Raw genomic sequence first — 15,912 nt, forward strand, 5'->3', positions numbered from 1 at the left:
GCCGACAGTAGTCAGGTCGTGGTCAGGGAAAGGATTGCTTCGGCGATTTCGGCGGGTCGCTCTTCGGGCAGGAAGTGGCCGCACCGGAGGACGAGCGTGCGAAGGTCGGGAGCCCAGGACGACCAGATCTGCTGAGGGTCGAACGGCAACTCCAGGTCGCCGGGATCCTGCCAAGCCGCCAGTACCGGCATGGTCAGCGTGCGCCGGGCGTGCTGGTCGTGCTGATCTTGCGCGCCGTCGATGAACGCACTGGCCCGGTAGTCGTCGCAGATCGCCTGGATCGCCTCAGGTCTTCGGACGGCAGCGAGGTACCGCTCCCGCACCTCGGCGGGGATCGCGTCCGGCTGTTTGGTCCAGGTGTCGAAGAAGTGACCGAAGAAGGTGTCCGGGTCCGCGGCGATGAGTCGCTCGGGTAGGTCACTCGGCTGGGCAAGAAGGTACAGATGGAACGCAAAAACGCCACCCGGGCCTTGCAGGGCGTTCCAGTTGTCGACCGTGGGAAGGATGTCGAGCACCCCGAGGTGGGTGACCTTGTCCGGATGGTCGAGCGCCGCGCGGAAGGCGACCAGCCCGCCACGATCGTGCCCGATCACCGCGAACCGGTCGTGGCCGAGCTCGCTCATCAGCGCGATCAGGTGCGTGGCGAGCGCGGACTTGGCGAAGGACTCGGGACCTGGGCCCAGCCGGGCGCTCTCGCCGTAGCCAGGGAGATCCGGACAGACGACCCGGAAATTGCCGGCCAGGCGAGGAGCTACCTCGCGCCAGCACAGTCTCGTCTCCGGGAAGCCGTGCAGCAGCAGGAGTGGCGTGCCATCGCCGCCGACGTCACAGATCACCTCGTGCCCGTCGACAGTCACCACGCTCGTTTCGAAGCCTGGGATCGTCACAGTCATACCGTCAGGCTGTCAGGCCCCACCGACAGTTTCGCCGGGTCGCCCATCCTCGCGGCTACCTACGCCTCGCGGTAGGCGTAGTACGCGAGGAACATGTCGACGCCGGTGTCGATGAGGCGTTTGGTGGTACGCCGGTCGAGGGTCGTCCCGTAGGTGCTGTGGACCAGGTGCGGGTAGAGGACCAGCGCATACAGCTGAAGGATCGCGGTGCCGACGTCTGGCATGGTCAGGCGGCCGGCGGCGATGAGGCGTTCGAACGCGGCTGCGAGCGCTGGACGGGCCCGGCCTGGGCCGTGCTCGCTCCAGGCGACTCCTAGCTCCGGGAAGCGGCGGACCTCGCTGTCGACCAGGCGGCGCAGGGCCAGCATGTCCGGGTGGGTCATGCTCTTCACCCAGGCGCTGGCGGTCCACTTGAGCGCGGCCCGGAGGTCGTCGGAGTCCTGCAGGCGTTTCGCCGTACCGGAGATGGCGTCGGCGAGCGCTTCCTCAAGCGCGTCGCCGATGACGGCCATGAACAGCGTTTCCTTGGTGCCGTAGTGGTTGTAGACGGTGACCTTGGAGACGCCCGCGTCGGCGGCGATGGCGTCCATCGCGGCGTCGAAACCGTCCCGGACGAACGCGGAACGGGCGGCGTGGATGATCGCCTCCCTCTTCCGGGCGGCCCGGTCGCCGGTCAGCACCCGCGGCGACTCGGCACGGGTGGCGGTGGTGTTCCGGGAAGTCTCAGTCATCCTCGCTCCTTTCCCACTCAGCGTAGCAGGCATCTGAACTGAACTGTTGAGTTCAACTGAACTCATATGTACAGTTCGAGACTCCAGACCCGTTCCAGCCCGTCAGGAGAAACCCATGACCGCCACCATCCAGTCAGCGGCCGGACCCCGCGCACCGTCGTACGGCAAGGCCTTGGCGTTGCTGTCGCTGGCGATGCTCATCGTCTCGCTCGATCAGTACATCGTCGTGGTCGCGCTGCCTGACCTCGGCCGCGATCTCGGGTACTCCGCACAGACCCTGCAATTGGTGATCAGCGCCTACGCCGTCGCGTCGAGCGGCTTCCTGCTCTTCGGCGGACGCGCGTCCGACCTCCTCGGCCGCCGACGCATGCTGGTCACCGGCCTCACCCTGTACGCCGTTGCCTCGCTGGCCGGCGGACTCGCCACCGCTCCGGCGCCGCAACTCACCGCCCGCGCGATTCAGGGACTCGGCGGAGCCTTGGTGTTCCCCAGCACGCTGGCGATCATCAGCACCACCTTCGCGGAAGGCCGCGAACGCAACCGGGCCCTCGGCATCTGGGGCGGCTCCGGCGCGGCCGGCCTGGTGATCGGCGTACTGCTCGGCGGCATCCTCACCCGGTTGCTCGGCTGGGAAGCGGTGTTCTTCGTCAACGTCCCGCTGGCCGGCGTGGCTTTGGTGCTCGCCTTCCGGTACATCGCGCCGGATGCTCCGCGGGAGACCGGCCGGGTCTTCGACTTGCCGGGGGCATTGACCGCTACGGGTGCCATCACATCGCTGGTCTTTGCCTTGGTTCAAGGCCCGCCGCTCGGCTGGACCTCACCTTGGATCATGGGCAGCGCCGTCGCGGGACTCCTGCTGTTGCTGGTGTTCGTGCTCGTCGAACGCCGCAGTCCCGATCCGCTGGTGCCCGTGAGACTGCTCGCCAACCGAGTGCTCACGTTGGCCATGGCTGTCGCTTTTCTCTTCATGGCCACGTTCGGATCTCTGCTGTATTTCCTGTCCATCTACTTCCAGGACGTCCGGGGCTACGACGCCCTGCGGACCGGTTTCGCCTTCCTGCTCCCGACCACGGTCGTGGTAGCCGGCTCGACCTTCGCCGGACGGGCGGCGACTCGGTTCGGATTGAAGCGCACCCTGATCGGCGCGCTCGCCGTCGGAGCAATCGGCGCGCTCGCCCTGGGACTGACGATGTCCGCCGACGGCTCGTACGCCGCGCTGGTGCCGGGTCTCGTCGCGGTGAGTGTGGGCGATGGCGTGGTGTTCACGATGATGTTCATCGCCGCGTCGACCGGCGTACCCGATCGCGACCAGGGCGTCGCCTCCGGCATGGTCTCCACCAGCTCCGGCATCGGCGCGGTCGTCGGCCTAGCCGCGCTTGTCCTCGTCGCGAATGCCCACACGCACGCCCTCGCCGGCGACCACCTTCGCATCGCGGCCGCCGAAGGAATCCGCACCGCCGTCCTCGTCATCGCCGCCGGAATCATCACCACCCTTCTCCTCGCCCTCAAGCTCCACAGCCCATCCACCGACAACCGCTGAACTGGCCGTCCTGAGCACCAACGGGATCAGGACACCTGCCAGGGCAAAGATCACGGCGGCCAGGAGCCAGCCGGCAGAGCCCAAAGGGATCACCACGGCGGTGAAGAGAGTGGGCCCGATCAGGTCTCCGGTACCGCGGCCCATCGCGTGACCACCCTGGTACTGCCCGACCAGTCCGGGTGGCGCGAGGGCATAGCTGGCTCCCCAACCGCCGGCCGACTCCAGGATCTCGCCGACGACATGGAGAACGGCCGCCACGAGCAGAAGGATGACCGCTGCCAAGGTCGAGGTGTGCGCGGTAGGCGCCATAGCGACACAGGCGAAGCACAGCAGGAGGCCTGCCCGTCGCGACGCCCGGCCCGCTCCCTTGAGGGTTTCGCTCCCCCGGGTGAGCCGGATCTGGAACAGGATCACCGCCACCGCGTTCGTGACCAGCAGGACCGAGACCATCCAGGTGGGTGCCGAGGTCTGCGTCGCGATCCACAGTGGGACGGCAACGTTCAGCATCGTGTTGTGGATGTTCAGCACCCCGTTGAGCGCCATGAAACCGACGAACGGACCGTCTCGCAGTACGGCCCACGGCGACGCGCCCGGCTCGACCGCCGGCACCCGCGGCAACCGGAGAATCAGGGCTCCGGTGGCCAGCAGCAGTACGGCGGTCACCAGCAAACCGACCCGGTACGCCGCCGGCGCATCGGTGGCCAGCACGATGCCACCGAGCCCGGCGCCGACCGCGAACCCCGCATTGGCGGCCACTCGAACTTGCGCCCGAACCCGCAATCGCGACTCGGCCGGCACCACCGCGTGGATCACCGCTCCCTGGGCACTCCGCTGGCCGAGATCCCCGATCGCCAGCGCCAACGCCACCAAGGCGTAGGCGGGCACATCGCGAACGAGGACGAGCCCGGCGACTCCGATCGCCTGCAGGCCGAGCATCCCGGCGTACACCTCGCGTGCGCCGAGCCGATCGGCCAGATGTCCGAGCCAGGTGCTTGCGGCGACCGCGATCGCAGTAGCCGCTGTCAACGTGAGACCTACCGACCGCAGACTCAAGCCGGACACCTGGGTCACGAACAGGGCCGAGACGGCGGTTGCGAGTCCGGTCCCGGTCCGGCTCACGAGGGCGATCAGGCGCAAGGTCAGTTGGTCCACAGCACCGACGCTAGGATGATCTTGTCCCAGAATCTTGGGCCAAGTCGCAGCTAGAATCGTGGGCCATGACGGACCTGCATCTCACCCTCGACCGGTCGGCGGGAGTCCGGACCGGCCTCGAGCGAGCACTGCGAGAGGCGATCACGGCGATGCCACCCGGTACCAGGTTGCCGTCGTCGCGGGCGCTGGCGATCGACCTCGGGGTGGCCCGGAACACGGTGGCCGAGGTCTACAGCCAGCTGGTCCAGGAGGGGCGGCTGGAGGGCGACCGGGGTGCCGGCACGCGAGTGGCCGCAGTACAGCCGCAGCCTGCTCAGATGTCACCAAGCTCGCTGCAGCCTGAGGTCGCGCACGATCTGCGGGCCGGGCGGCCCGATGTGTCGTTCTTTCCGGCGGCCGCATGGAACGCCGCGACCCGGCAGGTTCTCAACACGCGTCCTCGGGAGGCTCTCCAGTACGACGAAGCGCAGGGGTCGCGTTACGCCCGGGAAGTGCTGGCCGGCTACCTCAACCGCGTCCGCGGCGTACAGGCTGACCCTGACCGGATCCTGCTCTGCAGTGGATTGCGGCAAGCCGTGGCGCTGGTGGCGGGCGCACTCCATCGGCAGGGCGCTCGATCGTTCGGCTATGAGCGTCCCGGCCAGCCCGCGATCCGGCAGCAGCTCAGCTGGGTCGGGCTGGATCCACGACCCCTCCCCATCGACTCGCACGGTGCCGTGGTCGGCCAACTGGGCGATGAGGCCGGCGCCGTACTGACTCCGGCTCACCAGTTTCCGACCGGCGTACCGCTGGCTCCGCGCCGCCGTACGGAGGTGATCGCCTGGGCCCGGCGTACCGGCGGGGTGATCGTGGAGGACGACTACGACGGCGAGTTCCGGTACGACCGGCAACCGATCGAGCGCTGCAGGGGTTGGGGCCCGACGTCGTCGCGTACGCCGGTTCGGCGAGCAAGACGCTCGCGCCCGGCCTGCGTCTCGGCTGGCTCGTCCTGCCGAGCCACCTCGTCGACGCCGTGGTCGCCGAGAAAGAACTCTCCGACCGCCACAGCAACAGCCTGGCCCAGCTGACCTTGGCCACGATGATCGAGTCGGGCGGCTACGACCGGCACGTACGCGCCGCCCGGCTGCGCTACCGGCGCCGCCGGGACGAACTGATCCATGCCCTAGGCAACTACTCCACCACCGGCATCGCCGCCGGCCTCCAGGTCGTCCTCAACCTGCCGGACCACGACGAACAAGCCGTACTACGCCACCTCGCCACCCACGACATCGCCACCTTCGGCATGTCCCGCTTCGGCCCTGACCTCCCCCCGGCCCTCATCCTCGGCTACGGAGCCCCACCCCAGCACACCTGGCCCCAAACCCTCACCGCCCTCCTCCGCGCCCTCGCAACCGGAGCAGCGCCAGCAAGCTGCCAGGGCTGAGTGGATGGTGAGGGCGTCGGTGAGGGCGGCTGGGTCGTGGGTGCGGATGAAGTTGGCGCCTTGGGTGGCCGCGTAGAGCTCGGCGGCGAGGGTGGCTGGGCCGATGTCGGCGAGGGCGGTGCCGGTCAGGGTGCGCAGGAAGGACTTCCTGGAAGGGGAGACCAGGATCGGTAGGTCGAACTGGGCTTTCAGTTTGCTGAGGTTGGCGAGCACCTTAAGGGAAGGTTCCGGAGTACTGCCGAGGAAGTACCCGAGTCCTGGGTCAAGCACCAAGCGATCGACGCCGGCTGCCTGCAGGTTGGCGAGCCGTTCGTGGAAGAAGTGCTCGATGCCTTGGTAAACGGCCGATGCATCGGTGCGTACTTCGGTCGCCGGGCCGCGGCGCTGGATCGAGTGCATCACGATGAGCGTGCAGCCGGTGTCGGCCAGCTCGGCATAGCGGTTCGGGTCGGGAAAGCCCTGGATGTCGTTCAAGTACGTCGCGCCGTGGGCGGCGGCGAACCGTTGGGTCTCCGGCTGGAACGAGTCGACCGACACGGGGACGCGAGCGGCCACCAACTCGTCCAGGACATCGGCCAGCCGCCGAATCTCCTCCTCGGCACTCACCTGCTGAGCACCTGGATGGCTGGCTGCCGGGCCGAGGTCGATGATGTCGGCGCCGCCCTCCACCAGCCGCCATGCTTGGGCCAACGCATCCTCGGTCGCCAGATACTTGCCGCCGTCGGAGAACGAGTCCGCGGTGACGTTGACGATCCCCATCACCAACGGCCTCGAAGTAATCACCTGCTCCACAGTACTTCGATGGATGGTTCAGAGTCGGCTGATTATCTCTGGGAGGACCTTGTGGGCTATTAGGTGCAGCGACTCCAGGGCGCGGCTGTGGGGGAGGCCTGGGAGGCGGGACCAGTGGGCGAAGTGGTCGAACTGGATGTCGTGGTGGAGGGCAACTAACTGGTCCGCCACCTGCTGGGGGGTGCCGACCAGGTAGTCGTCTCGGTGGGGAGGCGGGAGGTCCGGCTGGCCGCTGTAGGTGGCGATTTGGCCTTCCAGGTAGGCGATTCCGGGTGCGGCTTCGGTCCATGCTTGGTCCGGGTCCTCGGCTACGTGCAAGATGCTGGTGCAGATCAGTGGATGACCCGGGGCGATCTCATCGAGGAGGGCGCGTCTGGCTCGGAGGTCGGCGGGTTTGGCGCAGTAGATGATGACCGCGTCGCCGAGTCGGGCCGCGCGGCGGAGGCCGGCCGGCGCGACTCCGGCGACGTAGATCGGGATCGCGCGTTCTGGCTGGGGCGTGACTCGCAGTCCGTCGTACGACCAATGCTTGCCGTGGAAGTCGATCGGCCCCGGCGACCACGCCTGGCGCAGCAGCGTGACGCCCTCTTCGAGCAGGGTGCCGCGATGCCGGCGTTCAGCGCCGAAAGCGGCGAACTCCTCCTCCGCATACCCCTGGCCAACGCCGAGCACCAGGCGCCCACCCGAGACCAGGTCGGCCACCGCAGCGTCCTCCGCCACTCGGAGCGGGTGATGAAGAGGCAGTACGACGATGTTGGTGCCGATCCGCAGCCGGGTGGTTCGCGCGGCAATCGCGGCTGCCATCACGAGTGGTGAAGGCAGCAGCCCGTCGGCGGTGAGGTGATGCTCCGACATCCAGACCGCGTCGAAGCCGAGCTGATCGGCAACGGCGACTTCCTCGAGACTCTCGGCGTAGTATCGGGAAACGGGGTCGGAGTTGGTCGGCGGCCGGCGGAAGTCGTGCAGGATCCCGAAGGTAGGAACACTCATCTGTCCCAGGCTGCCGCCACCCGCGCCGCCGGTCCAATGCCAAGTTCAGAGGACTTGATGCGGGCTGGACATGAGTCAGTGGATGCCGCTCATCAGGCGACGGATGGCGGGAGTGGCCGCCCCCAGGGCGAGGCCGAGCAGGAGGGCGACCACACCGATCACTCCGAAGTACGCGGTCTCGTGGTCGGCGCTGTAGAACTTGGCCAGTACGCCGGACATCGCCGTCCCGAGGGCGATCGAGAGGAAGAACAGCGCGACCATCTGGGTGCGGAACGCCTCCGGTGCCAGCTTGGTCGCCAGCGAGAGGCCGACCGGCGACAGGAGCAGCTCGGCGATCGTGAAGACCAGCAGTACGCCGGCCAGGCCCAGCAGGGGCGCACTGTTCGGGCCGCCGCCGGCCATCGGGAGGAACAGCAGGAACGCGATCCCCATCACGGCCAGACCGAGGCTGAACTTGACCGGTGTGGACGGCTGGCGGGAGCCGAGTTTGGTCCACAGGGCAGCGAAAACGCCGGACAGGATGATGATCATGATCGGGTTGATCGACTGGACGAACGACACCGGCATCTCCCAGCCGAAGATCGTCCGGTCGAGCCGCTGGTCGGCGTAGATGGTCACCACGGTGAACTGCTGCTGGTACAGCGACCAGAAGGCGGCGCTCGCCAGGAACAGCGGGATGAACGCGAGGACGCGTCGCCGCTCGATGTCGGTGGTCCGCCCGCTCCCCAGGATGACCACGAAGTAGGTGATGGCGGCGACCGCGCTCAGCACCACCACGGCGGTGGCGAACCGCGAGGCGGGCAGCACGCCGGTCACCATCACGACGACGATGAGGAGTACGGCGACCGCCACGAAGATCGCGACCCGTCGCAACGCCGCACCCTCGATCGGGTTCGGTACTTCCCGTGCCTTGTCAGCCAGCCGGCGCCTGCCGAAGCTGTACTGGATCAGGCCGAGCCCCATCCCGACGGCAGCCAGACCGAAGCCGTAGTGGAAGCCGGCCTCCTTCTGCAGCAGCCCTGTCAGCAGCGGGCCGACCAGGGCACCGAGGTTGATGCCGAGGTAGAAAAGGGAGAAGCCTGCGTCGCGGCGCTCGTCGTGTTCGGAGTACAGGCTGCCGACCAGGGAAGTCGCGTTGGCCTTGACCCCGCCGCTGCCGAAACCGATCAGCACCAGGCCTACGCCGACACCGGCCAGCCCTGGGATCAGCGCGAGCGCAATGTGCCCGAGCATGACCACCGCGGCGCTGTAGAACAAGGTTCTTTCGGCACCCAGCAGCCGGTCCGCCAGCCAGGCGCCGACGATCGTGGAGAGGTAGACGAGACCGCCGTACGCGCCGACGATGCTGGTGGCGGTGCCTTCGTCGATCCCCAGGCCGCCTTGCGCCGCGGAGTAGTACAGGTAGATCAGCAGGATGCCCTGCATGCCGTAGAAGGAGAACCGCTCCCACAGCTCGACACCGAACAGGTTCGCCAGGACCGGCGGCTGACCGAAGAAGGTACGACTCGGCTGGGTCTCGGTTTCGGTGGTCACGGCAGCATCCCTTCGTCGACTCGCGCCCCTTGGTACCCGCCCACCCGATCCTCATGCGATCAGTGGTCGGTGCGGCTTCGGGTGCGGAAGGCGACGGGGGTCAGGTCGGTGTGGCGGCGGAAGTAGGACGAGAAGTTGGAGGCGTCGTCGAAGCCGAGTTGGTCGGCTATTTCGGCGACGGAGGTGTCGGCGTGGCTGAGCAGGCGCTTCGCCTCCAGTACGACGCGTTCGTCGATCAGCTCCTTGGCGGACAAGCCCGTGTTCTGGCGGGCGAGCCGGTTGAGGGTGCGCGCCGAGTAGCCCAGCCGGTCGGCGTACTCGCTGACCTTGTGCCACTCGTGGAAGTGCTCCTCGATGTGATCGCGGAACCAGCCGTACGCCTCGTGAGTCAGCCCCTGCGCCGGTACGCCGTCCGGCGGCTCGACCAGGGTCAGCTGGACGAGAAGCAAGGCAAGACCGTGTGCAAGGGCTGCCTGGCGTAGATCACCCCGCTCCCCCGCGTCCACACCGGCGCTGAGCGTGAGCAGTTCGAGAGCCTGCGGGACCGGCGAGCCCTTCAGGTCGACGGCGGACCAGTGGCTCCGCGGGCGAACGACATGCGCCCGGATCAGTTCGCTGGTCTGGTCGTTGATCGTGTGCGAGCCGAACAGCACCACCGCCCCCTCGATGTCCTCGATCGCACTCCATTGGTGAACCTGGCCGGCCCGCACCCAGAGGACGTCACCCGGGCGCAGCGGGTAGTCCGTGAAGTCGACGGTGTGCACGGCGGCGCCCTCTTCGACAGCGACCAGCAGGTCGAATTCGAGCCGCTGGGGTGTGAGGAACTCGTGCGGACCGCCGCGCTCGCGGATGCCGTGCAGGGTGTTGACCTCGAGATCGCCGATTCCCCGGGACGGCGGCAGAAAGCGGACGCGGCGGATCGCCGGTTGTCCCGTTTTTACCATCGGCCTTCCTCTTGCTACCGGGATTTCCGGCTCCCACCGCCCTAGCGTTACCAGCATGTCGAATCTTACTTTCACTGTCATCGACGCGGCGGACACGTCGCTGAACAAGACCTCCGTGGTCGTCACCGGTGAGTCCGAAGCACTCGTCGTCGACGCAGCCTTCACCCGGGCGGACGGCCACCGGATCGTCGCCGAGGTGCTCGACTCCGGCAAGGGGCTCAGCACCGTCGTGATCACCGCGGGCGACCCGGACTTCTACTTCGGCGCCGAAGTCATCGCCGACGCGTTCCCGGAGGCGGCCTTCGTCGCCCCGGCCGACGTCATCGAGCACATCCAGCACAGCTACGAAGGCAAGCTCCAGGCCTGGGCCCACCTCGGCCAGAACCTGCCCACCCGACTGGTCGACATTGCTCCCCTGACCGAGTCGACGCTGACCGTGGACGACACGACGATCGAGGTACGCCGCGCCAGCGACCAGCTCGGCGACCGGGCCTGGTACCTGTTCGAGCCCGAGTCGCGTTCGGTTGTGGGCGGCGTACTGCTCTTCGAAGGTCTGCACGTGTGGACCGCCGACAGCGCCACCCCGGAACTCCGGGCCGAGTGGATCCGGGTACTGAACGACCTGGAGGCTCTTGCCCCGGCGTACGTCGTCGCAGGCCACCGGCTCGCCGGTACGCCGACCGACCTGACCGCCATCACCCATACCCGCGAGTACCTCGAGCTGTTCGAGAAGACCGTTGCGGCATCCAAGAACGCGGCTGAGGCGGAGTCCTCGCTGCTGGCCGCCTACCCGGACGCCGGGCTGAAGATCGCCGCCGGCCTCGGCACCAAGGTCGCCAAGGGCGAGATGACCTGGGGCTGACCCCGGAGATCACCCCGGCGGACCAGCTGGTTGCCCCCGGCAAACAGCTGGCTATGCGTCCAGCGCCGCGAAGGGGTGCCGTGGATCGGCGGGGGCTTCGACGGTGCCTCCCAAGGGGGTTACCGCCGTGGTCTCGTCGATCCAGCAGTACTCGTCGAACTGCACCGGCAGGACAGCGTCGAAGTAGTGGCTGGCCAGCTCGGTTTGCGGCCGGTAGACGACTCCGATCGCGCGCTCCAGCCGCTGCTCGCACAGTGACCGACGCAGCTCGGCATCGATGGCGCCGCGCCGCAACGGCAACAGAAACGCGTTCTGATCGGCCTGATGGAACAGGTGTTCATAGCTACCCGGCCGCCCAGGCTGGACCTGCATGACGGCTGGCTCCTGTCCCCAGGCCGGCGCTGCGAGCACTGTTCCGTGGTCGGTGCCGAAGCCGATGTGGTACGAACCGATCCCGGACTTCGCCCGCACCAGTTGCCCGAGATTCAGCTGCCTGCGGGCCGACATGGCGGTAGCCCTGGCATCGCCCAGATGCGAGTTGTGCGCCCAGATCACGCCCTTCGCCGCGGGCCCGTGAAAGTCCAGCAACGCCTGCAAGGTGGTGAACATGTGCCGGTCGCGCAGATTCCAGGACTCCTCGCCGCCGTAGTACATCGCCCGGTAGTACCGCTCGGCGTCCCGCGCGACGGCGGCGTTCTGCTCCGCGTCGAGGAACTCCTCACCGCGGCCGGTCCGGTAGCTGTCCCGACGCCGGCACAGCTCATGCAGCACCGCCACAACGTCGTGCTCACACGCGCGATACCGCTGCCTCACCGCGGCCTTCCCGTACGCCGCCGGGTTCGACTCGTACGGCGTCAGGCACCCGTACCGCTCCCTGGCAAGCTCCCCCAATTCCGGGTCCTTCCCGTCGAGGTAGGCCAGCACCCGCTGGATCGAGTCCTGCAGGCTGTACAGGTCGAGCCCATGGAACGAGACAGGATGTTCCGGATCCTGGTCGTTGTGGGCCCGAAGCCAGTTCACGAAATCCAGTACTTCGGTATTGCGCCACATCCACTGCGGAAACCGCCGGAACCCGGACTCGACCGACTCGGAAGCGGCGCCCTCGGAAGCGTCGCCGCGGACGTGGCGATCGATCAAAGCGGCATCGGGCCAGTCCGCCTCCACGGCGATGAAATCAAAACCGGCCCGCTCGATCAGCTCCCGGGTGATCCGCTGCCGCACTCGGTAGAACTCACTCGTCCCGTGCGACGCCTCGCCGAGCAGCACCAGCCGCGCATCACCGATCCGCTCGAGCAGTCCACCCAGCTCGAGCTCATCCAGCTCCGCGATCGGCTCACCGGCAAGCTGCACCATCACGCCTCCTCACCTGTACGACGGGTGCGTGCGGCCAGTACCCAGAAAGCTCGGGCTCAGCTTTCCCGGGCGTCCGTCTCGGCGCGGGCTGCTTCGATGTCGTTGATGTACCGCTCGGCCCAGGCCCGGATCGCGGCGACCGGATCCTGCAGCGTTCTGCCCAACGGGGTGAGTTCGTACAGGACGGTCCGGTCCGGGCGATCCGCCTGGCGGGTGATCAGGCCGTCTCGCTCGAGACTGCGCAGCGTCTGGGTGAGCATCTTCTCGCTGATCCCGTCGATCTGGTCGCGCAGTTGCCCGAAGCGCCGCGGCCCGGTCTCCAGGGCACCGATCAGCAGCACGGTCCACTTGTCGGCCAACCGGTCCAGCGCCTGCCGGGACGGACAGGCCGCGCTGTAGACGTTCGCGAGGTGCCCGTCGGCCAAGCGGGCGCGAGCAGGCCGGCGACTACCGGGGCGCGGACGGGGTTGCACCGAGCGGGGTGACATAGCCAAAGGCTAACCGATGGAGAGTGCGTGCCTACAGCTGCGCACTTGTAAGTGCGTACTTGTCGAGCGATTCCAGCTAACCAATGGTTAGTAGGTCAGCGCAGCTCACGAGAGGAACCCCCGCACATGCTCACCGCCGCACCCCGGACCCAGGTCACCGTCGGCTCGACCACGGTCACCTACCTGCCCGACGGCGAGGTCCACCTCGACCCGACGGTCTTCTTCCCGGCCTCCGCGCCGGACGGCTGGTCGGCGTACGCGCCGTACCTCGACGACGATGGCAGGCTGCCGATCAGCGTCGGCTCGTTTCTCGTCCAGACTCCCGAGCATCGCCTGCTGGTCGACCTCGGGCTGGGTGCGGTCGACTTCGAGATCCCAGGAATGGGCTCGTTCAGCGGAGGGCGGTTGCTGGAGAGCCTGGCCGCCGAGGGACTGCAGCCGAGCGACGTCGACACGGTGTTCTTCACCCATCTGCACCACGACCATGTCGGCTGGACGACGGACCACGCGCCGGCCCCCGACTCCGGCCACCGCGGATCACCCAGCGGGCTGACGTTCGCCGAGGCGCGCCATGTGGTCGACCGCGCCGAGTGGGACCACTGGAGCGGCACCGCCGAACTCACCGGACCCGATCCCGAAGCGGTTCAGAAGCCGCTGACCTCCGTCGTTCAGTTCCTGGACGGTGAAGTCCTGGTGCCCGGCGTCCACGCGATCTCCACCGCCGGCCACACACCTGGCCACACCAGCCTGCTGATCACCGATCCCGGGACCGATCATCGAGTGCTGATCCTCGGCGATGTCATGCACACCCAGGCACAGGTCAGCGAAACCCACTGGAACTTCCGCTTCGACGTCGATGCCGAGGCCGGTACGAAGACCCGGATCGACCTGCTGGCCGCCTACCAGGACGGCCGCACGACGATTGCCGCCGGCCACTTCGCCGGCACGGTCTTCGGGCACTTCCTGCCGCCGAAACTCCAGCACCGCTGGAGCTCAGGCGCGCGGTAAGTAGCCTTGGGCAACCAGATGGAGGAGATAGTCCTGGGTCTCCTCCGGCTGCCAGCCGTAGTCGCCGTGCAGGGCACGCAGATGGACGTAGGTGAGCATGACGAGGTTGGTCAGCGCGGTGACGAAGCGCTCGGGGTCGGGGACCGGATCGAGCGTTCCGTCGGCCGCGCCGGCCTCGAGGATCCGGAACCACGGCCCGAAGAAGTCGAGCTCGATGCCCATCGCGTCGAGCGCCGGGCCATGGAAAGCCTCCTCGGTGTGCGCCAGCAGCGGCAAGTTGCGCTCGGCAACCGAACACAAGGCTTGCAGCGCCGCAGTCAGCCGGTCCCGCCCGGAAGCTTCCATCGTCAGCGGTCCCCACAGGGCGTCGCGATAGTCGCGGACGAGTTGCGCGCGCAACACCGCTTCGACGGACGCCTGGGTGACACCGTGCCGCCAGACCGTCGCCCGGGACAGACCCGCCCGCTCGGCGACCCGGTCCAAGGTGAGCGCGGACCAGCCCTCCTCGTCCAGCAGTTCGATGGCGACTGCCAGCAGCCTCTGATCCATCCGCTCCCCTTGGCTGAAACAACTTGTTTCATGGTACGACGAACTCCGGCTCGCCAACTCGGAGGGGAAACTCGTGACAGACCTGCGGCAAGTGACGTTTCGCTGGAGCGACGACCAGCCGGCGTACGACGTACTGGTGCGGCTCATCTCGCATACGGATCGGGCTTATGACGAAGGGGAACTGGACCGCTATCTGATGAACCAGGACAGGGACGGCTGGTCCTTGACGTTGGAGCTCCCTGCCGCGCTCAGGACGTCGTACCAGCTCTGTCCTGTGCGGGACGCGCCGGTGCGTGGTCAGAAGGTGGACGACGAACGGTGGACGGCGATCATGGCCGCCGGCGTACCGGACCCGCTCAACCCACTCACTCACCCGGCAGGCTGCACCTACGGCAACCCCGGCCCGGCCTCAGTCCTGGAGATGCCGGCCGCACCATCAAAGGCAGCCCGATCCGGTACTACGGAAAGCGTCGTGCGGCAGCAGGTCTTGGACGATGGATCCGTCGTCACCATCGCTCAACCAGCTGATCCGCAAGGGCTGGCGGTGCTGTTCGACGGTGCTCGATGGATCGACCTTGGCCTGCCGAACCACCTGGATCTCCCGATCACCGTGGTCCTGATCGAGTCGATCCGCGGCCTGCCGAGGCGGGAGGCGCTCGCTCGGCCGGAGGTGTTCGCACCGGTCGCGATCGAGCTCGCCGAGCGCTGGGCGACCACCGGCCCGACGGCGCTGATCGGTCAGAGTCTCGGCGGCCTCGCCGCCACCTTCACGGCACGACAGCGGCCGGACCTGTTCGACACCGTCGTCGGGCAGTCAAGCTCCTTCTGGTGGGACGCCGACGGCTTCGACGGCGCCTCGGTGATCGACGAGCTCGAACAAGGTCCGCTGACGACCCAACGGTTCTTCTACGAGGCCGGCAGCACCGAGGGCGACTTGCTCATCGGCAACCGCCGGCTGGCCGCAGTACTGGCTGAGCGTGGCTACGACTCGACGTACCGGGAGTACGAAGGTGGGCACGACTATGCCTGCTGGCAGGTCGGCCTGATCGACGCCCTGCACTGGGCCTTTCCCGCCAGCCGGCGCAGTTAGTTGCTGAAGGCTACTTCTGGCGGGTGGCGACGAAACGCTGGCGGACGATGATGCGGCCGTCGGCGTCCTCGTCCTCGTTGCGCCAGTGGAAGCCGGTGCTGGAGATCTCGGTGAAGATCCAGCGCGTCTTGGCGGCCTTGGGCTCGCGGGCCTCGAGGGTGATCGAGTTCTCGCCGGGATGACCGATGAACGTCATCACGGACGCATGCTTGGGACCCATCCAGGTGGACCTAAAAGCCTTCAGCTCCGGATCGTGGATCCGGATGGTCAGGCCCCACTCCCCGTCGCCGTCGGTGGCCCGCGCCGCGCGGCTCGGAGTGATCCAGATGTCCGCGACCGCCCGCCCGTCGAGCGCCCAGGCGAAGTGCCACTCCCCCACCGTCTGCCGGGTGACCGCGCCGTCCTCGTCGTACCAACTGACGTCGAGATCCCAGCTCCCGATCAACGGCGCGAACGGCTGAAAGGCCTCGGCAAACTCCTCCCGCGGCCCCTCCGACACCATCAACCCAGCAAGAACCTTCGCCGCCTCAACCTGACTAGTCATGTGCATGGCACATATTTACT

Annotated in this window: 15 protein-coding genes and 2 pseudogenes; 6 read left to right on the forward strand and 11 right to left on the reverse strand. The window is 67.7% G+C overall.

Translation table 11 applies throughout. From position 1 onward, the window contains the following. Window positions 1-11: 11 nt before the first annotated feature. Both AB0F51_RS24505 and AB0F51_RS24510 read right to left on the reverse strand, forming a co-directional pair. A complete protein-coding gene (locus AB0F51_RS24505) occupies window positions 12-893 on the reverse strand; it encodes an alpha/beta hydrolase (RefSeq protein ID WP_360283685.1) in 882 nt (293 codons plus the stop codon). A 59-nt stretch (window positions 894-952) separates the two neighbouring features. Beyond that, window positions 953-1,624 (reverse strand): TetR/AcrR family transcriptional regulator, encoded by a 672-nt coding sequence (locus AB0F51_RS24510; RefSeq protein WP_360283687.1) that lies wholly within the window; start codon window positions 1,622-1,624, stop codon window positions 953-955. A gap of 193 nt (window positions 1,625-1,817) precedes the next feature. Between AB0F51_RS24510 and AB0F51_RS24515 the strand changes: the two are divergent. Further along, window positions 1,818-2,978: pseudogene (locus tag AB0F51_RS24515) on the forward strand (MFS transporter); the annotation flags it as partial. Between the two features lie 12 nt (window positions 2,979-2,990). Here the strand turns inward: AB0F51_RS24515 and AB0F51_RS24520 are convergent. Continuing rightward, on the reverse strand, window positions 2,991-4,316 hold the full coding sequence (locus AB0F51_RS24520) for an MFS transporter (RefSeq protein WP_360283689.1): 1,326 nt from the start codon (window positions 4,314-4,316) through the stop codon (window positions 2,991-2,993). A gap of 65 nt (window positions 4,317-4,381) precedes the next feature. Between AB0F51_RS24520 and AB0F51_RS24525 the strand changes: the two genes are divergently transcribed. Both AB0F51_RS24525 and AB0F51_RS24530 read left to right on the forward strand, forming a co-directional pair. After that, window positions 4,382-5,383: a PLP-dependent aminotransferase family protein gene (locus AB0F51_RS24525; protein WP_360283691.1), complete on the forward strand. Its 1,002-nt coding sequence runs from the start codon at window positions 4,382-4,384 to the stop codon at window positions 5,381-5,383. Next, window positions 5,284-5,739, forward strand: coding sequence for a hypothetical protein (locus AB0F51_RS24530; RefSeq protein WP_360284104.1), 456 nt, complete (start codon window positions 5,284-5,286; stop codon window positions 5,737-5,739). Before AB0F51_RS24525 ends, AB0F51_RS24530 begins: the two co-directional genes overlap by 100 nt. Here the strand turns inward: AB0F51_RS24530 and folP are convergent. The 4 genes and pseudogenes from folP to AB0F51_RS24550 all read right to left on the reverse strand — a co-directional run. Then, window positions 5,731-6,498: pseudogene (gene folP / locus AB0F51_RS24535) on the reverse strand (dihydropteroate synthase); the annotation flags it as partial. The gene AB0F51_RS24530 and the pseudogene folP overlap by 9 nt on opposite strands. A gap of 51 nt (window positions 6,499-6,549) precedes the next feature. Next, entirely contained in the window at window positions 6,550-7,521 is a 972-nt protein-coding gene (locus AB0F51_RS24540; protein WP_360283693.1) for an LLM class flavin-dependent oxidoreductase, read from the reverse strand. A 75-nt stretch (window positions 7,522-7,596) separates the two neighbouring features. Then, window positions 7,597-9,054: a peptide MFS transporter gene (locus AB0F51_RS24545; RefSeq protein WP_360283695.1), complete on the reverse strand. Its 1,458-nt coding sequence runs from the start codon at window positions 9,052-9,054 to the stop codon at window positions 7,597-7,599. Window positions 9,055-9,113: 59 nt separating this feature from the next. Further along, a complete protein-coding gene (locus AB0F51_RS24550; RefSeq protein WP_360283697.1) occupies window positions 9,114-9,998 on the reverse strand; it encodes an AraC family transcriptional regulator in 885 nt (294 codons plus the stop codon). Between the two features lie 55 nt (window positions 9,999-10,053). Between AB0F51_RS24550 and AB0F51_RS24555 the strand changes: the two genes are divergently transcribed. Then, the gene (locus tag AB0F51_RS24555; protein ID WP_360283699.1) at window positions 10,054-10,860 is read left to right on the forward strand and encodes an MBL fold metallo-hydrolase; all 807 of its coding nucleotides are present in this window, start codon (window positions 10,054-10,056) and stop codon (window positions 10,858-10,860) included. 51 nt (window positions 10,861-10,911) lie between these two features. Here the strand turns inward: AB0F51_RS24555 and AB0F51_RS24560 are convergent, their stop codons facing one another. Then, window positions 10,912-12,213 carry an erythromycin esterase family protein gene (locus tag AB0F51_RS24560; protein WP_360283701.1) on the reverse strand — a complete coding sequence of 434 codons (1,302 nt, stop codon included), beginning with the start codon at window positions 12,211-12,213 and terminating at the stop codon, window positions 10,912-10,914. A 56-nt stretch (window positions 12,214-12,269) separates the two neighbouring features. Then, window positions 12,270-12,701, reverse strand: coding sequence for a helix-turn-helix domain-containing protein (locus AB0F51_RS24565; RefSeq protein ID WP_360283703.1), 432 nt, complete (start codon window positions 12,699-12,701; stop codon window positions 12,270-12,272). Window positions 12,702-12,827: 126 nt separating this feature from the next. Here AB0F51_RS24565 and AB0F51_RS24570 point away from each other — a divergent pair, with 126 nt between their 5' ends. Beyond that, entirely contained in the window at window positions 12,828-13,709 is an 882-nt protein-coding gene (locus AB0F51_RS24570) for an MBL fold metallo-hydrolase (RefSeq protein WP_360283705.1), read from the forward strand. Here AB0F51_RS24570 and AB0F51_RS24575 read toward each other — a convergent pair. Further along, window positions 13,695-14,258: a TetR/AcrR family transcriptional regulator gene (locus AB0F51_RS24575; RefSeq protein ID WP_360283707.1), complete on the reverse strand. Its 564-nt coding sequence runs from the start codon at window positions 14,256-14,258 to the stop codon at window positions 13,695-13,697. The genes AB0F51_RS24570 and AB0F51_RS24575 overlap by 15 nt on opposite strands. Before the next feature lie 73 nt (window positions 14,259-14,331). On the opposite strand from AB0F51_RS24575, the gene AB0F51_RS24580 reads away from it, so the two are divergent. Then, the gene (locus AB0F51_RS24580; RefSeq protein ID WP_360283709.1) at window positions 14,332-15,348 is read left to right on the forward strand and encodes an enterochelin esterase domain-containing protein; all 1,017 of its coding nucleotides are present in this window, start codon (window positions 14,332-14,334) and stop codon (window positions 15,346-15,348) included. Between the two features lie 10 nt (window positions 15,349-15,358). Here AB0F51_RS24580 and AB0F51_RS24585 read toward each other — a convergent pair whose 3' ends face one another. After that, window positions 15,359-15,892, reverse strand: coding sequence for a hypothetical protein (locus AB0F51_RS24585; protein ID WP_360283711.1), 534 nt, complete (start codon window positions 15,890-15,892; stop codon window positions 15,359-15,361). Window positions 15,893-15,912: the final 20 nt, after the last annotated feature.

The sequence above is a fragment of the Kribbella sp. NPDC023855 genome, assembly GCF_040639475.1.
In the GTDB taxonomy this organism is placed as follows: Bacteria; Actinomycetota; Actinomycetes; order Propionibacteriales; family Kribbellaceae; genus Kribbella.